Here is a 22,927-nt window from a genome sequence, read left to right as displayed (position 1 = left end):
ATAGCTTAAGCCATATCCGAATGGATATTGGACGATATCGTCATAATTCGCATAATCATAAACCGTGCCCTCTGCATTAGTGATAACGGCCTTTTCTGCTGCGGCGGTTTCATAGAAACGATAGCTGTATAAATATTCTCTTCAAAGTAGAAGTATTTATCTGACATATTTTGCTTATAGTCGCTATAAAAGCAGTCGCCCATGTTGTAATACGATGGGGCGCTCTTTACATCGTAAGCATATGTATCAACTAAATGGCCGCTTGGATTGGTCGTTCCATTCAGGATGTCTGCGACACCTCTCATACCTATAGAACCAGGCCCTGCTATCTGCAAAGCTGCGTCTATGCCATCTTCGTCCAAGAAATCAAGTTGCATTGCATGTGAGGAATTTACCAATACGATCACTTTGCTGAATTTCTGTTCGATTGAATGCAGTAATTTCAGCTCTGCACTTTGCAATTGCAAGTAGGTTTTTCCTTCATCTCCTCCAACAAGGCCTTGGCCGGAGTCATCTTTAACTCCCATGTCCATCGGCAAATCGCCACCTTCTCCACCAGAGCGGGAAAACACGATAATAGCAGTATCGCTATACTGCTTTGCTTGGTCGAAAAGATCATAGACCCCGGAGCAATTAGCGTCATAAATGTTATAGTCACCACCATTGGGCGAGAACACATTCCAAGAGGCGCTTTGCTGGGATTGTGCAGTGTAATAATTCCAAAGGTCTTCGTTAATGCTCAATCCCTCAGCTTCGAATGACTGCTTCAAAGTCTCATTATGTGACGCTCCCGAAGTCGATCCCGAACCTGAACCGCCGTACACAAGATTGACACTGCTATAGCCGAAAACATTAACCCTGTTGTCAGTGAGAGGGAGTGAATTGTCGTTATTTTTGAGCAGAGTCACACCTTCGCCGCTTATGCGTTGGGTGATCTCTTTGGCTTTTCTATATGTGGCCTCATCGCCTCCGTTACTGATCTGCTTGTTTAGATTCAATGTCGATGAAATTGTATTGGCATATCGCAGCAGCACGAGATTGGTGACAATAAGCAGCACACTGAGTGCTGTTGCCAGGATCAATCCAAGGATGCCATATCGCTTTTTGACGGGGTGCATGAATGATGTCATGATTTCACCTCCGAAAGGTGTATGGAGATGTCGGTAAAGCATGTGATTAGTGAGCTGGTGGGCTTGCAAATGCCTTTCATTGTTCCTTCCTTCTGTTCTTACGGATAGGCTGACAGGTATCTTCTTGAGCAACATCGCGCAATCAGGTACCTGATAGAAACATTCCACATCGGGTAAGAATGAACTTGCGTCCAAAACGTCATTGTTGGGTGTTTTGAAGGCATCATCAGTTGCATAAAAGGTATGAATTGCGATTTTTAATAGGTTGCTTCGCTATCACGTGATGGAGTTATGCATTGAACTTGATCACTGAGAACCATCTATATTGCAATTGGAGTGATTGGAAACATCGGAAGGATGGCAGTGATTGCCAAAAACTATAGTAGATAAGGCGTGGGTAAGTTATACACGACATGAGGCAATGGCATAATCAGATGAGCTGAGCTTTGGTATCGACGATGAGGGAGTGCATATGATTGAGACCATCAGTCTGCGTGATGGCAATACGATTCCGCAAATAGGGCTAGGAGTGCTGCGCATTGACGATGAGGGCGTGGTTCCTGTTGTGGAAAGCGCTTTGGAAGTTGGATACCGTCATATCGATGGCGCAGCCGGCTATAACAACGAAGCTGGCGTCGGAAGAGCGCTCGCGTCAACGGGATTCAACAACGGCGAACTTCGCAAACAGTTGTGGCTGACCACAAAACTGCGCGATTCCGAGCAGGGATATGACAGTGCTTTGAAGGCCTTTGAACGCCAGTTGAAACTGCTTCAGGTCGAATATGTCGATATGTATATGATTCATTGGCCGACTCCTTTCGACTGGCGTTCCGATGAAACGTGGAAGGCATTTGTCCGTCTTCGGGAAGAGGGCCGGATTCGCACTTTGGGCGTATGCAATTTCCTGCCCGAACATCTCGATAAGCTGCATGAACAAACCGGTGAATATCCGACGGTGAACCAAATTGAGCTGCATCCCACATGGCAACAGCGCAATGTGGTTGAGTATTGCAAATCTCATGATATTGCCGTAGAAGCGTATTCGCCAATGGCCCGCGGCGCCGACCTGAAAGCAGGCGATGGGCTTATCGAATCGATTGCTCAGAAGCATGGCGTTTCTGAAGCGCAAGTGATTTTGCGTTGGCATATTGAGAATGGCACGATTATCATTCCCAAATCCGTGCATGCTGAGCGGCAGCGGCAGAATATCGACCTATTTGGATTCAGTCTTACCGAGGAAGAGCATCATGCAATCGACGCCTTGGACGGTCCACAACGCGCCGGTCATGACCCATTGACCTTCACATACGCCTGATGCCTCGCAGAAGAGTTCAAACCCGTTGGCGCAAACGTAGATTCAGTGGGACCAGCCTCACGGAACGGGTGTTGATCCTACTGGTCATTGCCGTCGTCATCGGCATCACCATCGGAATATGGCTACCTCAGGTGAGCCAGCCCATAGGTGAAATTACCGGAGAATATGTCGCCACAGGTCCCGCATCCGATGCGCTTGACGCGCTATCAGTTGACGATAATCCAAGCAAGGCCGGATATGATCGTGATCTATTCGGATATCGCCAGACCGACAGTGATGGAAACGGTTGCGATGTCCGTGAGGATGTGCTGGCCCGTGACCTGAGCAATGTGACATACACGGTAGCGGGCGGCTGCAAGGTGGCGTCAGGCATATTGCAAGATCCATACACAGGAAAGACGATCAATTTTGTGCGTGGACCGCAAACCAGCGCCGCAGTGCAAATCGATCATGTTGTGGCTTTGGAGAATGCCTGGCAGTCCGGTGCTAGAAATTGGGATAGTGCAAAACGATATCGCTTCGGCAATGATATGAATAATCTCTTGGCCGTGGATGGACCTGCAAACCAGGAAAAAGGTTCAGCTTCTGCAGCGTATTGGTTGCCTACGAATAGTGCATACCGTTGCACCTATGTCGCCAAACAGATCGCAGTAAAATCCACATATTCCTTGACCGTAACCACAGCTGAAAAACGCGCGATGAAATCCGTATTGCGCTCTTGCCCTGCGCAGCAATTGCCTTAATCTAGAAGTAGTGTGTCTGCAAGTCTCGGGATGAGAAGTTCTTCACCGGGGACTGTTTGCGGTGGGCGGATGATACGCCGATGAAATGAAGTGGATGTATATCGGTAGACGTACCGAGGGTAATGACGGGGAGCATTGTGACAGATTTGGAACAGCAGGTGCGTGATGATGAAACCGTTGGAGCTGAACGGCCGCATGCGCTGACATCGATTCTGGGGCCGGCCTTCGTTGCCGCAGTGGCGTATGTCGATCCAGGCAATGTGGCGGCAAATATCACCTCGGGTGCCCGTTACGGATATTTGCTGGTGTGGGTTTTGGTGCTGGCCAATGCCATGAGTGTGCTGATCCAATATCAAAGCGCCAAATTAGGAATAGTCACAGGCAAATCGCTGCCTCAGATTTTGGGGGAGCGGCTCGGCAAGGTCGGGCGTATTGCCTTCTTCGTTCAGGCTGAAATCATTGCCATCGCCACGGATCTTGCTGAAGTGATCGGTGGGGCAATAGCCCTGAATCTGCTTTTCGGATTACCCATGTTTCTCGGCGGTTGCATAATCGGCGTGGTTTCCACGGGATTATTGCTCTTCCAAGGTGGCAAGGCGCATCGTGTTTTTGAAAAGTTGATTATTGGCCTGCTCTTGATCATCACTTTTGGTTTCGTTGCAGGTTTGGTTATCGATCCTCCATCGGCCGGTAATGTGCTCAGCGGCCTGGTTCCGCGTTTTACCACTCCTGATTCGGTGCTTATGGCTTCGTCCATTTTGGGTGCGACGGTGATGCCTCACGCCATCTATCTGCATTCCACTCTGGTGAATGATCATTATTCTGCGGGGCGTGAAAAGCCCAGTATCAAGCGGTTGCTTACCGGTTCAAAGGTGGATGTGGTCTGGGCTCTGCTTCTGGCCGGAACGGTGAATTTGGCACTGTTGGTTCTAGCGGCTCATTCCTTATTCGGTGTGACTGGGACGGATACCATCGAAGGAGCGCAACAGGCAATTGTCCGCGTATTGGGTCCCGGCGTCGGTGTGGTGTTCTCTATTGGATTATTGGCATCGTCGTTATCTTCAACAGCAGTGGGCACCTATGCAGGTTCGCAAATCGCCAAAGGCCTATTGCATTATGAACTGCCCATGTGGCTGTGCAGAGTAATCACACTCGTCCCGGCTCTGCTTGTGCTGTGGTTCTCATCCAATCCCACGATGGCATTGATTGTGGGACAAGTGGTATTGTCACTCGGCATCCCCTTCGCCATAATTCCTCTTATGCGTTACACTCGAAGCGCCGAAATCATGGGTTCGTGGCGTGATGGGCTGGGCAAGCACTTGCTGTGCATTGCAGTAGGTGCGGTCATCATTTGTCTGAATGTGGTTCTTGTGTATTTAACGCTTACCGGTCAGGCATAAGGCCTGTAAGGCGTAAGGATTATCTGCCGGCATATTCATTGCATCGAATGTGATGATTCATACCTCGAAGCAGGATGTGATGGCTGTTTGGACATCTTTCTGTTTCGGGGGAGTGCGGTTTATTCCTCCACGCTTGATGCTTGTGGCCCGTGTTCATGATTGCCCTGAGCCCGATGGGACCCGATATTGATCTGATGGCCTGCGATCGAAGGCAAATGGGGGTGCACCATGTGGACACGCGCCATGGCTCGTTGCACGGTGTCATGGGTTGAACCGGCGCCATTGCCTTTGACTCCGAAGAACACCAGCAGCACCATGATGAAGCATATGGCTGCGCTGATATGCAAAGCAGATTGCACTCCGAATACGCTTGCCTGAATTGCGGTTTGCGGTGTGCCACCAAGACTTGCATGACGCAGTTTGGTGAAGGCTTCCATGCTGATAACCAAAATAGGGGCACCGATGGCACCGGCAATTTGCCGGGCGGTATTGGTCACCGCTGAACCGGCTGAGACTTCATGTGGTTCCAAGCAGTTCAATGACCATGTGGTGATGGGCATCAGCACGAATCCCATGCCGATTTGGCGGACGAATTGCCAGATCGAAATCCACCAAATCCAAGTATGCATTCCCAGAAGACTCATCATGATAGTGCCGAAAAACAGGGTTATGGATCCGGTAAGCGCAACAGGTCGGGCTCCGAATCGATCAAGCAGTTTGCCGCCGAAGAACTGGGCGATGCACATGCCAAAGGCGCCCGGCAGCATGATCAGACCGCTCATTGTGGAGGAGAACCCTCGATCATTTTGAATGTACAACGGAATAATCACCACAATGGAGCTAAAAGCGAAGAAGCTTAATGATGCGCATATGGTTCCTATGGTGAAGCTTCGATTGCGCAAAACACCGAGGTTCAGCAGTGGTGGCTGAATGGCTCGTCCCTTGTGTTGCATTGCTGCTGGCGGCACCTCACTGCCGGCGGCACGGGCCTTTCGGTGTGCTTCGCGGAGCTCTTCAAAGCGACGCGCAGTGTGAATTTGCCGCATAATGAACCAGGCGATGCCAAGTATGCCAATAACCATTGGACCCCAAACCATGGGGTTATCGAATGGATACGACTCGATATTGGTGAAGCCAAACATCAATCCGCCAAAACCAATGACTGAGAGGCTGGCCGAGAACAGGTCCGCTTGTGCGTTTCGATCTTGTGCTCCGAAGTTACGCAGGAATACCACTGCAAGCACGATGGCGATTGCACCGATAATTGTAAGCGAGAGGAATATTGAGCGCCAGCCATTGGCATCGGTCTGCCAACCGCCTATGGTCGGCCCGAGTGCAGGGGCGACACTCATGGCCATGCCGACAGTGCCCATGGCAACCCCACGACGAGACATAGGGTAGATGGAGAATACGGTGATCTGCAGAACTGGCCACATTACGCCTGTTCCTATGGCTTCCAGTGTGCGTCCCAGTAAAACGAGTAGGAATGTGGGAGCGGTCAAGGCGATTGCAGAGCCAATCGTGAACACGATCATCGAAGTGATCACAATATGGCGGGTGGAGAATCGCCTGGTCAAGAAGGCGGTCAAAGGCACCATAACACCCATAACCAACTGGAAGACCGAAGTCATCCATTGTCCTGTTGTCACATTGATCTTGAATTCCGCAACGATTGTTGGCAATGCGGCGCTGAGCTGAAGCTGGGTGAAATTGCCGACGAATGTGATGAAGGTGAGAATGGCGAGTGAGATAAATGCCGGTTTCGTCAAATGTCCGTCACGGAAGGTGTCTTCGCTCGATAAAGCTTGACTTCGCTGCTGTTTTATTGTTGACAAGTGACGATTCTTCGACATCTAAGTTCTTTCGACGCATTGGCGGGCCCAAACGGTTTTTGGCGCGATTGGGACTTTTCAAGCCGTTGAAGAGCGGCTAGTAGCATGCCGGCATAGAGAATCGGCGTTCCCATCCCCAGTCGGTAGCCTTGTTCGTGACCAAGATATGATACACCGTTGTCCGGATTTCTGTTGCGGCCACGGTGCAGCAACCTGTCGTAGACAATATCCATGGTATCCGAAGTCGTGAATAACAACGGACGGATATGTTTTGAGCCCCGCACCGAACGGTACGAGGCTCAAAACATCAATGATATTGTCAATCAGTATGAGTGGTTGGCGATCCAATAGTTGTATGCACCTTGGATAGAACCATATCTGCTGGCGCAGTACATCCAGAACCACTTGAGCTGTGTCTGATAATTTGTCGCCCAATCGGATCCTGCAGAAGCCATCTTGCTGCCCGGCAGAGCCTGTGGCAGGCCGTAGGCGCCTGAGCTGGCATTGGTGGCATTCACACGCCATCCCGACTCATGGGTGATGATGTACACAGTTGCCGTGAAATCGGCCTCTGTGTAGCCATTGGCAATCAAATAATCATGAGCCCACTGCTGCATCTCGCCTGCTGGCACTGTGGTGCCGATATCGGTGGATGTGCTCGATGAAGATGACGAAGAAGATGAGGTAGATCCGGTACCTACCAAAATGACCTTGTCAACCGGGGCTTTCTTCACATAGGAAGCGAAAATATTGGAAGATACCACCTTGTCGCCGGCGCGAGTCACAAGGCTTGTGGTTTCCATGACGCCTTCCTCGCCCTCGGTCTCCACCTTCTCGGTTCCTGCCGGGAGATCGGAGGTTTCTTTTTTGACGACATTGAACGCAATGGATTCGTCAGAGGTTTCCAATTGCGCACCTGCGCGTTCAATGGTGATGACCGTGGATTCATCCACTTTGGTGGTCAACGAGGGAGATACCGTGTCATTGGATTCAAGCGTGATATCACCGGCATCCAAAACCGATTTCACATCGGTAAAATCCGTTCCCAAAACCACTCGAGACTGACCGTTGATCTTCACCGTGATATACGAAGTCTCACCGTTGAGAGCGTCGCGGGAAGTGCCACGGGACACGTCGAGTGCATTTGAATCAGTTGCCGAATACTCAGTCACCTGTGCCACCGGGTTGGCGGACACATAGAACGTGCGGGAGATAACGCCTACTCCCGCGAGCAGGCTAATCGCTGCCGCCGTTGCCGTTATCTTCATCCACTGGCGTTTGCTCAGGGATTTCAGGGTGGGCACTTGCTTGCGATGGCTTGCCATTATGCTCCTTGATGGGCCTACATTACCTAGGTCCCGCTTCGATGTTTTCTTATGTTCAAACCTCATCGACGCGGGCGCACCGCGCACAATGATAACAGAACATCCTGAACCTACGAAAAAACCGCCTTCTGAAGTGCAGTACACACCTTGTGCATTTCAGAAGACGGTTTGTTATTCCGCCGTTGGGCGATTACTTGAGTTCGAAGTTCTTTGCCTGCTCGATCAGCTTGTCGAGATCGGAGCCACGCAATGCACCTGCCTGCTTGTAGATGACCTTGCCCTTCTTGGTCACCATCAAAGTAGGCACTGCCTGGATGTCTGCGGCTGCGGCCAGTTCCTGGTTCTGGTCGATATCCACCTTGCCGAACACAATCTCGGGGTTCTTCTCGCTGGCCTTGTCGTACACGGGGCCGAAAGCCTTGCACGGTCCACACCAAGTGGCCCAGAAGTCCACGAAAACGAGATCGTTGTCGGTGATGGTTGATTCAAAGTTCTTGCTGTTCAGTGTCGTAGTTGCCATAGTCGACTCCTTACCTTTTTGACGTGACCACAGCATACCCCATAGGGGTAGTTCATATGCTGACAGGAAAATACCGCTGAGTCGGAATATTTCGCTGAGATTCTCAATCGCTCAACGACACTAAGGAAGTTGAGAAATAAGGCCGTTTTTCAAGGTGTTCCGATTGTGGATACAGCAGGCAGTGATATGCAGGTCGCCAGCGTCGTGGATACGCTCGTGGCTTTGGTCGTCAATGAAACAAATACGCTCTGCATGTGGAAACAATCCTGCCTTGCGAAATACCTACGAAATACCTTCCTGTGTTGCGCATCGGTTTGAGGCATGTCGCATAATAGTGGCATGCCAGTGTTGAATGATGAAGTGCCTGATGATGATGACTTCGACGCAGGGCGTCGTCGCGGCGAATTCGATAATGTCACCCCTGAGGATTTCGGTGGGAGCAATCCTCCAGGCTGGTTGGATCGCCCTGAAATAGAGCGGATTCGTCGGCAGGTTCCGATTCCTTATGTGGAAATCGTGCCCGTGCGCACTGACGATCTCGGCCGAATCGTGAGCGTGGGTTCACTGCTTCGGGTCGATGAGCACGGTTCCATTGAACGAACGCTCATTGCTGGCAGAGTGTTATTCCATGAGTCTTTGCGCGAAGCCATAGCTCGAAATATTGCCAAGGATTTGGGTGATATTGCATTGCCTGTGCTGCCGCAATGCCTGCAGCCCTTCACCGTTGCAGAATTCTTCCCGACGCCGGGTTTGTCGGAATTCTATGATCCTCGCCAACACAGCATCGCTTTGTGCTATATCGTCCCTATTCCGGGAGATTGCAAGCCTCAGGATGAGACATTGGATGTGGAATGGTGCGATCCTCATGATGCACGCATCGATGTGTTCATCGAGCAGATGGCGAATGGTCATGGGGCTATTGTGCGCAAGGCATTGGCTTGGGCGGGTGTGTGAATACGCCGGCTGAACACTGGCAGTTCCGGCGTATGCAGTCGGAGGCTGAGCACAGGCGCGCCGTGTGCAGCAGCAATCGCATATCAGAGCGGAAGATCGGATTGGAAAGGAGTGACAGTGGGGATTTCATTGCATAACACGTCATACGCCGATGGTCAGGGATTGCCATTGGTTCTCGTCCATGGTTTCCCTGTGGACCATCACATGTGGGATGAGTGCGCACAGCAAATTGCGCATATGTCGGAGCACGCAGGTCTGGAGCCATTTCCTATCTGGGCGCCGGATATGCCTGGCGCAGGGGAGTCGGCAGTGCCCGATGAATCGGCGACCGGACCAATTGCTGAAGATGGCGCATATGAGCAGGCCATGGACAGACTTGCAGATGCATATGTGCAGTTGATTCGTGATGCAGGATATCAGCGGGCTGTGTGGGTGGGCCTGTCAATGGGCGGGTACGTGGTGCTCGATATCCATCGCAGGCATCCAGAAGCCGTTGCTGCGATTGGATTGCTCGATACGAAGGCGGATGCCGATAGCGATGAGGCGCGTGCGAGGCGTCTGCATATCGCTCAGGAATGCGAATCTTCGCAAACAGTGGATGCGGTCATGCATTTTGCGGCTCCTCAGCTTCATGACTCGACAGTGAAGCGTTCAGCGGATTTCACTGCAATGTTTGCTGCCTTGATTCAGTCGCAGACGCCTGAAGGGGTGGCTTGGAGGCAGCGAATGGCGGCGGGAAGACCCGATCTCAACGCGGAACTGCCCAAGATTGCAGTGCCTGCTTTGGTGTTATGCGGTGATTTGGATCCTTCAAGTCCTCCAGCTGTTATGGAGCCGATATCCCAAGCGATGACGCGCAGTGAGGTGCGGATGCGGGTTATCGAGGATTGCGGGCATTTCAGTGCGACCGAACATCCTCTTCGAGTCGCTGAGGCAATCGTTGATCTGGTAGGTCAGGCCGTCAAGGCTTCGAATCATTGAGGGAGTTGGATACTCATGGGGTTGTTTTCGCCGCTTGCGATGACACAGGCGCTGCCTTTTCTGCCTTTGGCTCAGGGCGATATTGATTATCAGGTGAGCAAAAGAGCGCAGCCAGGGCTTATTGAGGAACTACTGCAGAATCCGAATACCAAGGTTATGTTGGTGAGCGACGGCTTGGTGGCCGTAGCAAAGGATCCGGCGGGGTTGAGGCAACATTCGGGTGCCCCGATGAGCCTCGCAACAATACCTGGAAACTATGCGGTTCATGATGTGTTGAACCATCAGGAAGTACTTCCCATTTTCTTGGGCTCGTATGGGCCCGAACGCGATGAATATGCCGTAGCGGTGGATATAAGCCGGATTTCGGTGGATCCTCGAGGCAATACCCGAGGCGTGTTGCCTGATGCCGCCAATACGGGTGCCGATGCCGCATTGGATGAGAGCATGCCTGCCAACAAGACGTCGCTATCGATTTTTGCCCATGCAAAACAGCAATATGACTGGGTGGATTTGCGTACCTTTGCTCCACACGCCTCGGCACGTCAAGTCGGACAGGCGACGACGGCGATTGCCTTGAGCAACTGGCATACAGCCCAACGGTATTGCCCGACCTGCGGATCGAAAGTCGAATCCGCGCTCAGTGGATGGGCTCAGCGATGCACGAATGAATCCGATGGCAATCGTTTGCTATTCCCTAGGGTTGAACCGGCGGTTATTGTGGCAATCGTTGACGGCGAAGACCGATTGTTGATGCAGCATAATCGCGCTTGGAATGATGCCAGTTTGTTCTCTGTCACTGCTGGATTTGTGGAAGCGGGGGAGAATTTGGAGCACGCATGCCGTCGTGAGGCGATGGAAGAAACAGGAATCAGACTCGGAGAGGTCAAATATCTCGGCTCCCAGCCTTGGCCATTCCCGGCGTCCTTGATGATGGCTTTCAAAGCGCAGGCTCTCACGACAGAAATACATGCCGATGGTGACGAAACCACGGATGTGAGATGGATGAGCCGAGACCAACTCACACATGCCCTGATAGCAGGGGAGATGAGTCTGCCCGGTAAGGCCTCGATTGCACGCCATATGATCCAAGAGTGGTATGGGCAAGAAATATAACCATCATCTTGGGGATTGTGTAGGATTACGACTGTTATGCGTTCATGCACGCTTGGTGATATGAACGATGCTCATAGGGGATGAGACGAATCTCATGATTCGATTGAAGGTTGGGAATGCTGCGTTCCAACTTGTGACATTGGTCACAGTAATCCTCTGCAGAGTGCATAACTGTGCTCGCGTCGGCGTGTTGATAGCTGGTAAGGGCAGGGAGCGTCAGGTAATCGAGTTATCCTAGGCGCATAGTAAGGCAGGGAAAGGACGATTATCGTGACGAGCGCTTCAGAAGGTCGATCCTTGTTTGATGCGCAACCTGGAGAGGTTACCACAAACATTCGTCGCATCGATCAGACCTCGAATATCGGTCAAGAGGCCGGCGCCGCGTTCGCGGGCGCGCAAGACGGAGATGTCATTGACATGGCGGCTCTGGGAACCGGGCATAAGGAAAAGAACAAGCGTCGAAATCTGACGTTGTGGATTGTGCTTGGCATTCTTGCTGCATTAGTGGTGCTTTCGCTGAGCTGGTTCTTTGGAGCCGGGTGGTATTTCCAAGACAAGGCGGCTCTGGGTGTCGAATTAGGAGGCACCAGCGTTGCCGGTCAGAACGCCGAGCAGCTGAAGACTACGGTGAATAATGCCGTCGCAAATTCCAAAGTCACTGTCACAGATGGTGACGGCAAGTCCGTCACGGCAAGCCTTGCTGATCTGGGTGTCAAGGTCGATGTTGATGCCACGGTCAGCCAGCTTCTCGCTGCCAAAAGCGATAATGCCATTGCCAAGGTGAATCCATTCGCTTCTCAAAACGTGGCCTTGAATGCCACTGTCGACAAGCTGAAGCTCAGTGACTATCTCACTGAGAATTTTGTTCAGGAATCAGATCGAGCCGTGGCTTCCAGCATCGCCTACGATGATGCCAGCAAGACTTTCACTGCAACAGAAGGCAAAGGCGGACGAACTCCTGAAGACACCGGCGTTGTCGAGGCGGTGAATGCCCTCATAAGCGAACCCGGTTCGAATAAGAACGTCTCGGTGGAATACAAAACCGTCGACATGCCCATCTCACTGGATGCGGCCCAGAAGGCCGCGGATGAGGCCAATACTCGTTTGTCTGCCGCGTTCACCATCAATAATGGCAACTCAAAGACGTTTACGGTTCCTGTTGAACAGGTTGCTTCATGGATTACTCCGACAGGCGACCCAAGCAATGGCACCATTAGCCTGAGCTATGACAAGCAGAAAATCGTTGACTACATGGCGTCCACTCTTCCCGAACAGCTCAATCAGCAAATGGTCTCGCAGGAAGATGTGATTGATGGCAATGGCAGCGTGCTGCTCACCAAGGTCAAGGGTGTCGATGGCGTAACGGTCAAGAATACCGACGCGGTTGCTGACCAGGTGTACAACGCACTGACAGGAGGCCAGGGCGCGGACGTCCAGGTTGCTGCCGATGTGACCGCTCATGATGTCAAGCAAGTCAAGTCGGAAATGCGCATTGTTGTGGACAAGACCACGCAGACTGCATCGGTGTACAAGAATGATCAGCTGGTCAAGACTTTCCTGGTGTGCACAGGACGTGATGGCGGCAACGAATCCGATAACGGTACCTTTGCCATTTATCTGAAATATGCCTCTCAGGATATGACCGGTTTGAATGATGATGGTTCACGGTATCTCTCCAAGGGAGTGAAGTGGGTCAGCTACTACAACGGTGGTGAAGGATTCCACACCGCCACTTGGAATTACAACGGCATTGCGACCGGTGATCCGGCCAATCACGGTTCCCACGGTTGCATCAACATGTATGAGCAGGATTCCCAGTGGATTTATGACAACTGCCCTGAAGGAACCATCGTGCAGGTTGTCGGCACCCAGCCAACAGGCCCAGTGCGTTAATGCATATTGGTACTTGATATCGGAAGCGGGAGCGAATTGCGGTTCGTTCCCGCTTCTCGCATAACGGCATGTTCTTCCAGCGGCCTTGCGTATGCTTGGAGATATGAGTGAGCGCGAAATCGATGAGCAGCCTTTGAATCTTGACGTTCCGGAGCATTTGCAGTATTCAGACGAGCATGTCTGGTTGGATGATGACGACGATCCCGCGATTTTGGGTATGACCGAATACGGCATTGAGCGGCTTGGAGAACTCGAGGAAGTGGAACTTCCTGAGTCCGGCGAGCGATTTGAAGCAGGCGATGAAATAGCCCAGCTCAACACTGAACATGGTCAGACACCTGTTATCACGCCGGTTGCTGGAGTGGTTCGTTATGTGAATAATGCAGTGAACGATGATCCGGGCATGGTGAGTGACGACCCGTATGGCGAAGGCTGGCTCGTCAAAATCGAACTCGATGATGATGAGCCGGAGTTGCTTGACGCAGCAAGCTATGTTGCGGTTATCCGCAGATAGCCGGAATGCTTTGCTGCTCAGCATGCTCGTTATGAATGATGTCGACAAAAGTTGCATCCAATGAGAGCCTGTTGGCACGGAATACTAGGCTGTTGAATGCAGCTTTGGCAATTGGTTGAAAGCAAACCGTATGATGGAAAACATGATCGGCGACGAAGAATCCATGAGTCTTGACATAGAATCAGTAGACGATATGCCCACGATACCGATTCCAGCTCGTCCGGCCAGCACCACATTTGATACCGCATCGCGTCATGAGCGCATTGAAACCAAGCCGGCTGTCGTGCAGTGGTCCCGCCGATTCATTACCAGGTTGTTTTCCATATGGGTGAAAGCCGCGACGTATGCTGCGAATCGTATGGATTGGTATCCGCGCGTCGAGCCATATATCGGATACGGAACCGATGATTTTTCCCGATTGATTTGCCGAACCATTTATGCCCCTGAGCATAGCCGTGCAGGAAAGCTGATTCGTGGTATCAGGGGAATGCTCACGATACCCGCCCCCAAGGTTCGTGTACGCATAGCAATTGATGGCATCCCTTTGGAAACGGTTCAGGTGGGGAGATCCGAAGCCTATGACGAGGTGGATCAAAGCCATGCCCAGGGCAGCGAATATGCGGTTTCTGATTCATCCGGATACTTGGATTTGGTGGCAATGCGCGAATTGCCCGCAGGTGTGCACGCCGTTTCCTATGAGATCGAACGTCGTAAGCCGGTAACCTCGAATCTGTTTACGATTGCGCCAGGAACGCAGGTCGGCGTCATCTCCGATGTTGATGACACGATCATGGTGACGCAGGCACCTTCGATGTGGAGAGCGGCTTACAATCTGCTGTTGTTGAATCCAAACAAACGTGCGCCAGTGCCCGGCATGGGCGTATTTTTCAATAAAATCGCGGATATCTTCCCAGATGCCCCCTTCTTCTATTTGTCAACATCTCCGTGGAACGTTGAAAGCTCGATTCGACATTTCATTGCCAACCATGGATATCCTGAGGGGCCGTTGCTTTTGCGCGATTTGGATCCCAGACCTAGGACCTTCGTGCCCAGTGGCGTACAGCATAAGCTGGAATTCGCCGAACAGTTGATGTCGGATTTTCCAGACATGAAGTTCATACTGATAGGTGATGATGGACAGCGCGATCCGACGACCTATGCCACGATTGCACGCCGATATCCTGGTAGGGTTTTGGCCATTGGAATCAGGCAGCTCAGTCCCAAGGAGTCCTCTCCATTTGGGCAGGTTTCGGGCATTACCGCCACTCAGCCGATGCCGGTTACCGATGTTCCTGTGTTCACGGGAACGACTGGAGCCAATCTGATGAAAACCATGTTGCCATATTTGAAGCGCTGCCTCTAAACAAGCCAGCTTCAGCTAACGGCGCGTTATATGCGCTCGGCTCTACAATGGCGGGCATGATTGCACAGCAGAATAATGCGTCGGCGCAGGAGTCGATTACTCCTCCTGTGGCAAAGAAAGTACCTCATCTTCGTCAATTCCATGGGGATGAATTCAACGATGTGTACGAATGGATGCGCGATACCAAGTCCGAAGAAGTGCGCAACTATGTCCAAGGCCAAAATGCGTACACCGAATTCCGTCTTAAGAATTTGGCGTCCTTGCGCCAATCATTGTTTGATGAACTGAAATCGCGGGTCAAGGAAACCGATATGTCGGTGCCTACGCGCATTCATGACTATTGGTATTTCAGCCGTGTTCAGCAGGGCAAGCAGTATGGGTTGCAATGCCGCATTCCTGTCGCCTCTGCTGATGACTGGGATGCTCCCGAAGTCGATCCCTTGTCCGTTCCCGGTTCTTTGCCTGGTGAGCAGATTGTGTTTGACGCCAATGTCGAATCGGCTGGCAAGGATTTCTTCCAATTGGGTGGCATGGACCTCAGCCGTGACGGTCGATGGCTGCTGTACGGCGTGGATACCAGCGGCGATGAACGATACGACTTCCGTATCAGGGATCTGCAGTCAGGTGAAGATCTGCCTGATCAATTGGATGGCATAGGCCGCGCCTGCTTGACTCCCGATGCCCAGTGGGTGTTCTACACGGTATTGGACGATGCGTGGCGTCCATATGCGGTGTATCGCCATCGTGTCGGCGCCCCTGTGAGTGAGGATGTGGAAGTCTTCCGAGAGTCTGATGAACGATTCTGGGTTGGTGTTGGCGTGAGTTTCGATGAGCGCAATATGGTGATCAATACAGGATCGAAGACCACTTCAGAAGTCCGTTTGCTTCCTCTTGCCACGCCGGAAGGCGAGTTCTCAATCTTCATCGCACGTGAAGAAGGTATCGAATATGATGTCAGTTTTGCCTGCTTCGAAGGGGCTGGTGAACAAGGTGAAGACGTCGATGTGGCGATTGTGAGTCATAATGCGCATAATCCCAATTTCGAAATCGATATTATCGATATGCGCGATCACAAGCCGCCTTTCACATTGGGAGAAGGTGTGCCGGTTGCTGTGGGATCTCCGTATGGATGTGAGCAGGGCGATCGCTTCGAACCGGGTGCACGTGACCATGCCATCAGTGAACCATATTTCAATCCTGCCAACCCGCGCATTCTGCAAGGTGCGCGTGGGCTAAGCGTGGACGGTTTGGCATTGTATCGTCATTTTGCGCTACTGAGCTACCGTGCAGACGGTATGCCGCATATCGCCATGATGACCAAGTCCCAGGCGAAGGAAGATTTCATATCGCATCAGCCATGGAGATTTGTTGAGTTGCAGCCGCATGGCGTTGGAGACGACTTTAACAGCGCGGCCGATAAGACAGAGGCACCCGCCATTGCTCCTATACGGCTAGTCGGGGACGCGGATGATCAGAATCATTTGCAGCCCGGGCATAAGCTCTATTCCGTCTCCGCTTCGTCAAATCCTTCGTATCTTGCGCCGAAGTTGAGATATGGCTTCTCAAGCTACACCAGTCCAGGCGAATTGCATGAATTCGATCCCGCCACAGGTGAGGATGTGCTGCTCAAACGCGCGCAGGTTTTAGGAGACTTCGAACCGGGCAAATATGCCGAGCGTCGCATTTGGGTGAAGGCTCGTGACGGCGAAACCATCCCGGTTTCTCTGGTGTGGCGACCTGATGCCGTGACACTGCCGGCGCCGATGTTCATAACGGGATACGGTGCGTATGAAATCAGCTCTGATCCTGGTTTTTCCGTCGCACGACTCAGCTTGCTCGATCGCGGCGTGCTCTATGCAGTAGCCACATTCGCGGTGGCGGAGAGATGGGACGGGGCATGGTACGAACAAGGCAGAAGGCTGAATAAAAAGCATAGCTTTGAGGATTTCGTGGATGCCACCATTGCAGTTCAGGATTTGGGTTATGCAGATGTCAAACGAACTGTGGCCAATGGCGGATCTGCAGGAGGTCTGTTGATGGGAGCCGTGGCCAATCTTGCTCCCGAACGATACGCAGGTATTGAAGCCGATGTGCCTTTTGTGGACGCTTTGACCTCTATTCTGGATCCTTCATTGCCTCTTACTGTCACTGAATGGGATGAGTGGGGAGATCCTCTGCATGATGAGCAGGTATATCGCTATATGCGCAGTTATACGCCATATGAAAATGCCCCAAGTGATGAGAAGCCGGTGCATGACTTCCCGGCGATTTTCATTACCTCTTCTATGAATGACACCAGAGTACTGGTCGTCGAGCCGCTGAAATGGCTCGCCCGATTGCAAGCAGCCGGGGTGGATGCTATTGCAAAAATCGAGGTTGAAGCGGGTCACGGAGGTGTTACTGGTCGTTACAAGCAATGGGAAGAAGTCTCGTATGAAAATGCTTGGTGTCTTTCGATAATGGGTATCGAATCATAGCGGCTCCTCTGCATCGACATATGCGTAACGAGGTTCAAATTTCACTATTTGGAATTTGAACCTCGTTTTTGTGCGATGTGATTGCAGATGCAAATCCCGTCAAGAATGTTGATATTTCAGACTTCTGCAGGATTTCTGCCGCAATGGTGTTTCGAAACTGCTTCAAAATGTCCATAAGGTGGAATGAATATGAGCTGGTCGATACCGCGACGGTACGCTCGCCGTTATGAGTAACAGCACAACATATCGCATTGCCGTCATCGCTGGCGATGGCATTGGCAAAGAAGTTACACCGGTAGCGCAGGCTGTATTGGATAAGGTGTGCGCTGACGAAGCAAAATTCATATATGAGCCCTTTGATCTGGGTGCTGAACGGTATCTCCGTGACGGTGCGATCCTGCCCGAAGACGAGCTGGAACGGATCAAGAGCATGGATGCGATTCTGCTGGGTGCCATTGGCGATCCGCGTATCAAGGCGGGAATTCTTGAACGTGGACTGCTGTTGAAGCTGCGTTTTGCCCTTGACCAATATGTGAATCTGCGCCCATCGAAATTGTATGAAGGCGTCACATCACCGCTTGCGCAACCAGGAGACATTGATTTCGTGGTGGTCAGAGAAGGGACCGAAGGGTTGTATTGCGGTGCCGGCGGCGCAGTGCGGCGCAATACGCCTGCTGAGGTTGCCACCGAGGTCTCTATCAACACGGCGTATGGTGTTGAGCGGGTAGTGCGCTATGCCTTTGATCTGGCTATGAAAAGGCGCAAGCATATTACGCTGGTGCATAAAAAGAACGTTCTGGTGAATGCCGGCGATATGTGGCAGCGCATTGTTGACAGGGTCGGAGAAGAATATCCTGAGGTGAGCCACGATTATCTGCATATCGATGCGGCTACCATTTTTATGGTGAGCAAGCCTTCTCGCTTCGACGTGATCCTCACCGATAATCTCTTTGGCGATATTCTCACTGATGAAGCGGGTGCTGTCGTTGGTGGCGTTGGATATTCAGCATCCGGCAATATCAATGCCTCGAATGAATATCCCTCGATGTTTGAGCCTATCCATGGTTCGGCTCCCGATATCGCAGGACAAAGCATCGCCAATCCAACGGCGGCTGTGTTGTCAGCTGCTATGCTCCTGCGTCATCTGGGATTCGATGCGGCGGCTGGGCGCATTGACGCAGCAGTTGAGGCTGATATTGCTCAATTGGGTCCCACTCAGCGGAGCACTGAACAAGTCGGGCGGGATATTCTCGCCAGGCTGTGATGCCATGGGGCAGGAAAGTGCGTCTGGTGACTGTGGATGAATGTATTGAGGCCATTGCATGTCTTGTAGTTGAATTTGCTGGAGCTTCGTCGTGAATAGGATATGATGGACACCATGAGCGATTACAACGGAGGCAATGGCCCAGTTCAAGGTTCGTATGACAATGCTGCGGCTTCACAAGCCAATCAGCAGCAAAATCAACAATATAACCAGCCCAATTCCTATGCTGCAGGACAGCAAGCTGCATATGGTCAAGAGGGATCCTATGCCCAGCAGAATGCGTATGCCCAGCAGAATGCACAATCCTATGGATATGAGCAGCCGAACGCATATGCCAACCAGAATGGCTACGGCCAGGACAATGGCTATGCCCAGCAGAATCCCAATATGGGTGCGCCGCAACAAATGCCCAATGGGCAGATGCCTTACGGCTATGCTCCGAAGCAGAAAATCGTTGCGGGATTGCTGGCTATTTTCTTGGGTACTTTGGGCATTCATAATTTCTATCTCGGCTACACAACCAAGGCAGTGATTCAACTGCTGCTAACTGTGGTCGGCTGGTTGATCTTGGTCGGACCTATCATTGCCGCTATCTGGAGTTTCGTAGAGGGCATTTTGATTTTGTGCTCGAATTACGGTTCTCCATGGCATCGAGATGGACGCGGTTTTGAATTGATGGATTAGGTTCGCAGAATCCTTTCAATGAATGGCCCTTGCGCAGGAGAATACCTACTGCGCAAGGGTTGATTCATACATGCGTCTGCTTTGCGATGTTGTGCAAAGCGATGGGTGTCACTGCGCTGGATCCCTTCAGCAACTGATGTGTTTTTCGCCGAGACACGGTAACCAACAGATATAGCCGGCGTGTCGGGAAGTTGCGAGTGTGGCTACAATATACGGGTGGTCAAAGCTGATTCACCGACGTGGCTCACCGTATTGGGGCATGGTGCAAGGAAGTCGGCTAGAGATACGACAGGTGGAGGTGTCATGTTTACGGGCAAGCCGAATGCGATGAACGAGAACAATAATATGCTGTTGCATACAGCCTTGTTCAAGCAGGTGCCGCTCGATCAAGCCGAAGAACTGATGAGTCACCTTCGCCAGGCCACTTTTGATAAGGGCGATTACATTTTCCGTGAAGGCGATACCGATCATCGCATGTACATCCTTGAATACGGCAAGGTAAAGCTCACTCGTCGTTCAGAGGACGATCGAGTGCAGTTGCTCAGCATCCATACGTATGGCGAGGTACTTGGCGAGATTCCGGTTTTCGATCCTCACGGAGGGCCGCGAACCGCTTCTGCCATTGCCATGACGAATAACACGCAGGTATTGTGGCTGGAGCATGATGCATTGTTCGCATGGCTGGATATCCATCCTCGTGTGGCCATCGATATGCTGCAGGTACTGGCCAATAGAATGCGCGCCAATAATGAGCGTATTTCCGATTTGGTGTTTATGGATGTGCCTGCACGATTGGCGAAGACTTTGCTGAACCTGGCATCCCGATTCGGAGAGCCTGTTGAGGCAGGTCTTAAGGTTCCCCATGATTTGACGCAAGAAGAGATGGCTCAATTGGTGGGGTCTTCACGAGAAACGGTGAATAAGGCACTTATGGATTTCGCCAACCGTGGCTGGATCGCTCGTGAAGGTCATTCCATCATCATCTATCAGCCGGGAATGCTTATCCGTCGCTCTCAACGCTGAGGCGAGTCATACAGCTTGAATACGGCTGACATTCAGCTGATTTCCGATGTGTTTTCGGCTGGCATACTGGCGTTATTCCAACATAAAGCAAGTTTGATATGGAATGGTCGCGAGGTAGAGACACCCCTTTAGAATAGTCAGCATGCCGAAGAAGAAATCCCTCACTGTTCAGCGCGTGCTCGCTTTGTTGCTGTCCTATGTCACCTTGTGCATAGCTGGCGGCGTTGTGGCCAGTGCGTTGTTCCTACCGGCCGTAATCGGGGCGAATAATGTTGCCAAGGCCGTTGTGCCTTCATTGAAAGTGGAAGGCATCGACTTCGATGTGACCAGTCTGCCTCAAAAATCCACGATGTATGCCTCGGACGGCACAACGGTTATTGCATCCTTCTATGCACAGAACCGCACGGTTGTGCCTTTGAAGAGCATTTCCACCTATATGCAGCAGGCTGTGGTGGCTCGTGAGGATCGTCGTTTCTTTGAGCATTCCGGCGTCGACGTCCAAGGCGTGCTCCGTGCATTTGTCGAGACGTATATCAAGAAGGGCGATACCCAGGGCGGTTCATCGCTCACCCAGCAGTATGTCAAGAATGTGCTGATGATTCAGGCACGCGAAGATGATGATCCCATTGCCGAATACCACGCTTCAGAAGACACGATAGCCCGTAAATTGCGAGAGATGCTGATTTCGGTGCAGATGGAGAAGCAGTATTCCAAGCTGGAAATATTGCAGGGCTATCTCAATATCGCGCAGTTCGGCAGCAATAACCTGTATGGCGTGGAAACGGCGGCCAAAAGGTATTTCAATACGACGGCTGCTGACCTGAATATTGTGCAGTCGGCGACTATCGCTGCTATTACGAAGAACCCTTCACAATATGACCCTTCTATTGAGGAGAATCAGGCAGAGGCCGAGAACCAACGCAATATCGTGCTTGATTTGATGCTGCAGCAGGGCTTCATATCACAGCAGGAACATGATGAAGCGCGGAACACTCCGTTGAAAGATACGCTCAATATCCAGCCGGCTGCATCTGAGGTGGGATGCCAGGCTGCTGGGGACGCGGCTTTCTTCTGTGATTATGTGAGCAAGAAGATCCTCAACTCCGAGGAGCTGGGGGCGACCTTGGCCGATCGTCAGAAGTTGCTCAATGAGGGCGGCTTGGAAATCTACACCACAATGGATGTCAATGCGAATAGTGCTGCGATGAATGCCGCACGAGACACCATTCCGGTCAATGATGCCAGTGGATTCGAGGTGGCAATCGCCGCCATAAAACCTGGAACCGGCGAAGTACTGGGCTTCGGCATCAATCGAACGTATGACGCAACCGATGCTGCCAAAACCGATCCGACCCACACGGCAATCAACTACGCAGTCGATGAGCGTGATGGTGGAGGCATGGGTTGGCAGGTCGGTTCGACGTGGAAGCCCATCAACCTTGTGGCTTGGATGCAGCAGGGTCACTCCATTAACGAATCGCTGCGCACTTCGATGCGATACAACAACACTGACTTCAGCTGTTCGCAGTATCAAGGCGTAGGTGTGTGGCCGGTGCAGAATTCCGGTGGCGGCACAGTCAGCCCTGAGACACCTTTGCAGGGTCTGGTTCGTTCGCATAACACCACACAGGCGGCTATGGCTCAGCAGATCAAGTTGTGCTCGATTGCGGACGCCGCGAAGACTTTGGGATATAACAATTCTCCGCTCGGTCAGGAAGATGTGTATTCCGCCAACTCTTTGAACCCGCCAATGACCATTGGTTCGGTGCAGGCTTCTCCTTTGACCATGGCCAATGTGTATGCCACTTTGGCTGCCAATGGTGTGGAGTGCACGCCTATCGCCATGAAGCGCGTTGTCGATAAGAACGCCAATGAGCTGAAGGTGCCGAGTGCAAACTGCCATCAGGCGATCTCTTCGGAAATCGCCCAGACCACGGCATATGCCCTGAACCAAGGTGTCGTCCAGTCCGGCGGCGAGGCTGCAACCACACAGTTGGACAATGGACGCAAGACCTTCGCCAAAACCGGTACGAATGAGGATACCTACATGTTGACTGGCGGATTCGCACCCAATACGGTTGCCGCATTCGTGGCAGTGGGCAATGCCGAATCCCCTGTGAGCTTCAATGGCAAGACGATCAACGGACAGTATCGTTCTTCCTGGTACGGCATGTATATCGCCACGCCGGCATGGAAGGAGTTCATGAACACCTATCTTAATGCCATAGGCGCCCCGAATGACGACAGTTATGGCACTCCCGCGGCGCAATACACCACAGGAGGGTCCACATCGACTTCAACCCAGCAAAGTACCGAAACCGAAGAGGAGAGTACCCAACAAGAGGGCACTACCGATGAGGAGATGTACTACGAGGAAGAAGAATAGGCTCATGCGG

At 51.9% G+C, this 22,927-nt stretch carries 18 protein-coding genes; 14 read left to right on the top strand and 4 right to left on the bottom strand.

Going from position 1 to position 22,927, the window contains the following annotated elements; genetic code table 11:
- Positions 1-5: 5 nt before the first annotated feature.
- On the bottom strand, positions 6-1,130 hold the full coding sequence (locus BITS_RS09410) for a glycoside hydrolase family 3 C-terminal domain-containing protein (RefSeq protein WP_238556518.1): 1,125 nt from the start codon (positions 1,128-1,130) through the stop codon (positions 6-8).
- Positions 1,131-1,602: 472 nt separating this feature from the next.
- Here BITS_RS09410 and BITS_RS01755 point away from each other — a divergent pair, with 472 nt between their 5' ends.
- The 3 genes from BITS_RS01755 (at position 1,603) to BITS_RS01745 (ending at position 4,588) form a co-directional block, all read left to right on the top strand.
- Positions 1,603-2,445, top strand: a complete 843-nt coding sequence (locus BITS_RS01755; RefSeq protein WP_034534440.1) for an aldo/keto reductase — start codon at positions 1,603-1,605, stop codon at positions 2,443-2,445.
- The gene (locus BITS_RS01750) at positions 2,445-3,188 is read left to right on the top strand and encodes an HNH endonuclease family protein (RefSeq protein WP_026642844.1); all 744 of its coding nucleotides are present in this window, start codon (positions 2,445-2,447) and stop codon (positions 3,186-3,188) included. Before BITS_RS01755 ends, BITS_RS01750 begins: the two co-directional genes overlap by 1 nt.
- Positions 3,189-3,310: 122 nt before the next feature.
- Complete coding sequence (locus BITS_RS01745; protein WP_026642845.1) at positions 3,311-4,588, top strand: Nramp family divalent metal transporter; 1,278 nt, start codon at positions 3,311-3,313, stop codon at positions 4,586-4,588.
- A gap of 119 nt (positions 4,589-4,707) precedes the next feature.
- Here BITS_RS01745 and BITS_RS01740 read toward each other — a convergent pair whose 3' ends face one another.
- The 3 genes from BITS_RS01740 to trxA all read right to left on the bottom strand — a co-directional run bounded on the left by BITS_RS01740 (position 4,708) and on the right by trxA (position 8,265).
- On the bottom strand, positions 4,708-6,441 hold the full coding sequence (locus tag BITS_RS01740) for an MDR family MFS transporter (protein ID WP_081693602.1): 1,734 nt from the start codon (positions 6,439-6,441) through the stop codon (positions 4,708-4,710).
- Between the two features lie 302 nt (positions 6,442-6,743).
- On the bottom strand, positions 6,744-7,745 hold the full coding sequence (locus BITS_RS01735) for a G5 domain-containing protein (protein WP_026642846.1): 1,002 nt from the start codon (positions 7,743-7,745) through the stop codon (positions 6,744-6,746).
- Positions 7,746-7,935: 190 nt separating this feature from the next.
- On the bottom strand, positions 7,936-8,265 hold the full coding sequence (trxA, locus tag BITS_RS01730) for a thioredoxin (protein WP_026642847.1): 330 nt from the start codon (positions 8,263-8,265) through the stop codon (positions 7,936-7,938).
- 339 nt (positions 8,266-8,604) lie between these two features.
- Here trxA and BITS_RS01725 point away from each other — a divergent pair, with 339 nt between their 5' ends.
- The 11 genes from BITS_RS01725 (at position 8,605) to BITS_RS01675 (ending at position 22,917) form a co-directional block, all read left to right on the top strand.
- Positions 8,605-9,219, top strand: a complete 615-nt coding sequence (locus BITS_RS01725; protein ID WP_026642848.1) for an NUDIX hydrolase family protein — start codon at positions 8,605-8,607, stop codon at positions 9,217-9,219.
- A 123-nt stretch (positions 9,220-9,342) separates the two neighbouring features.
- The gene (locus tag BITS_RS01720; protein ID WP_152571161.1) at positions 9,343-10,200 is read left to right on the top strand and encodes an alpha/beta fold hydrolase; all 858 of its coding nucleotides are present in this window, start codon (positions 9,343-9,345) and stop codon (positions 10,198-10,200) included.
- A gap of 15 nt (positions 10,201-10,215) precedes the next feature.
- Entirely contained in the window at positions 10,216-11,313 is a 1,098-nt protein-coding gene (nudC, locus tag BITS_RS01715; RefSeq protein ID WP_034534445.1) for an NAD(+) diphosphatase, read from the top strand.
- A 270-nt stretch (positions 11,314-11,583) separates the two neighbouring features.
- Positions 11,584-13,206, top strand: coding sequence for a L,D-transpeptidase (locus BITS_RS01710; RefSeq protein ID WP_152571154.1), 1,623 nt, complete (start codon positions 11,584-11,586; stop codon positions 13,204-13,206).
- 103 nt (positions 13,207-13,309) lie between these two features.
- Positions 13,310-13,720 (top strand): glycine cleavage system protein H, encoded by a 411-nt coding sequence (locus tag BITS_RS01705; protein WP_026642853.1) that lies wholly within the window; start codon positions 13,310-13,312, stop codon positions 13,718-13,720.
- Positions 13,721-13,850: 130 nt separating this feature from the next.
- On the top strand, positions 13,851-15,083 hold the full coding sequence (locus BITS_RS01700) for an App1 family protein (protein WP_081693603.1): 1,233 nt from the start codon (positions 13,851-13,853) through the stop codon (positions 15,081-15,083).
- A gap of 56 nt (positions 15,084-15,139) precedes the next feature.
- On the top strand, positions 15,140-17,560 hold the full coding sequence (locus BITS_RS01695; protein ID WP_238556517.1) for a S9 family peptidase: 2,421 nt from the start codon (positions 15,140-15,142) through the stop codon (positions 17,558-17,560).
- Between the two features lie 226 nt (positions 17,561-17,786).
- Entirely contained in the window at positions 17,787-18,824 is a 1,038-nt protein-coding gene (locus BITS_RS01690) for a 3-isopropylmalate dehydrogenase (RefSeq protein ID WP_026642856.1), read from the top strand.
- A gap of 114 nt (positions 18,825-18,938) precedes the next feature.
- Positions 18,939-19,508 (top strand): TM2 domain-containing protein, encoded by a 570-nt coding sequence (locus BITS_RS01685; protein WP_026642857.1) that lies wholly within the window; start codon positions 18,939-18,941, stop codon positions 19,506-19,508.
- Between the two features lie 303 nt (positions 19,509-19,811).
- Entirely contained in the window at positions 19,812-20,531 is a 720-nt protein-coding gene (locus tag BITS_RS01680; RefSeq protein WP_026642858.1) for a Crp/Fnr family transcriptional regulator, read from the top strand.
- A 142-nt stretch (positions 20,532-20,673) separates the two neighbouring features.
- Entirely contained in the window at positions 20,674-22,917 is a 2,244-nt protein-coding gene (locus BITS_RS01675) for a transglycosylase domain-containing protein (protein ID WP_026642859.1), read from the top strand.
- Positions 22,918-22,927 lie beyond the last annotated feature (10 nt).

It is taken from the genome of Bifidobacterium tsurumiense, from assembly GCF_000741765.1.
Taxonomy (GTDB): Bacteria; Actinomycetota; Actinomycetes; order Actinomycetales; family Bifidobacteriaceae; genus Bifidobacterium; species Bifidobacterium tsurumiense.
The sequence above is the reverse complement of the archived record's forward strand: the minus strand, read 5'-3'. Positions and strand labels throughout refer to the sequence as shown.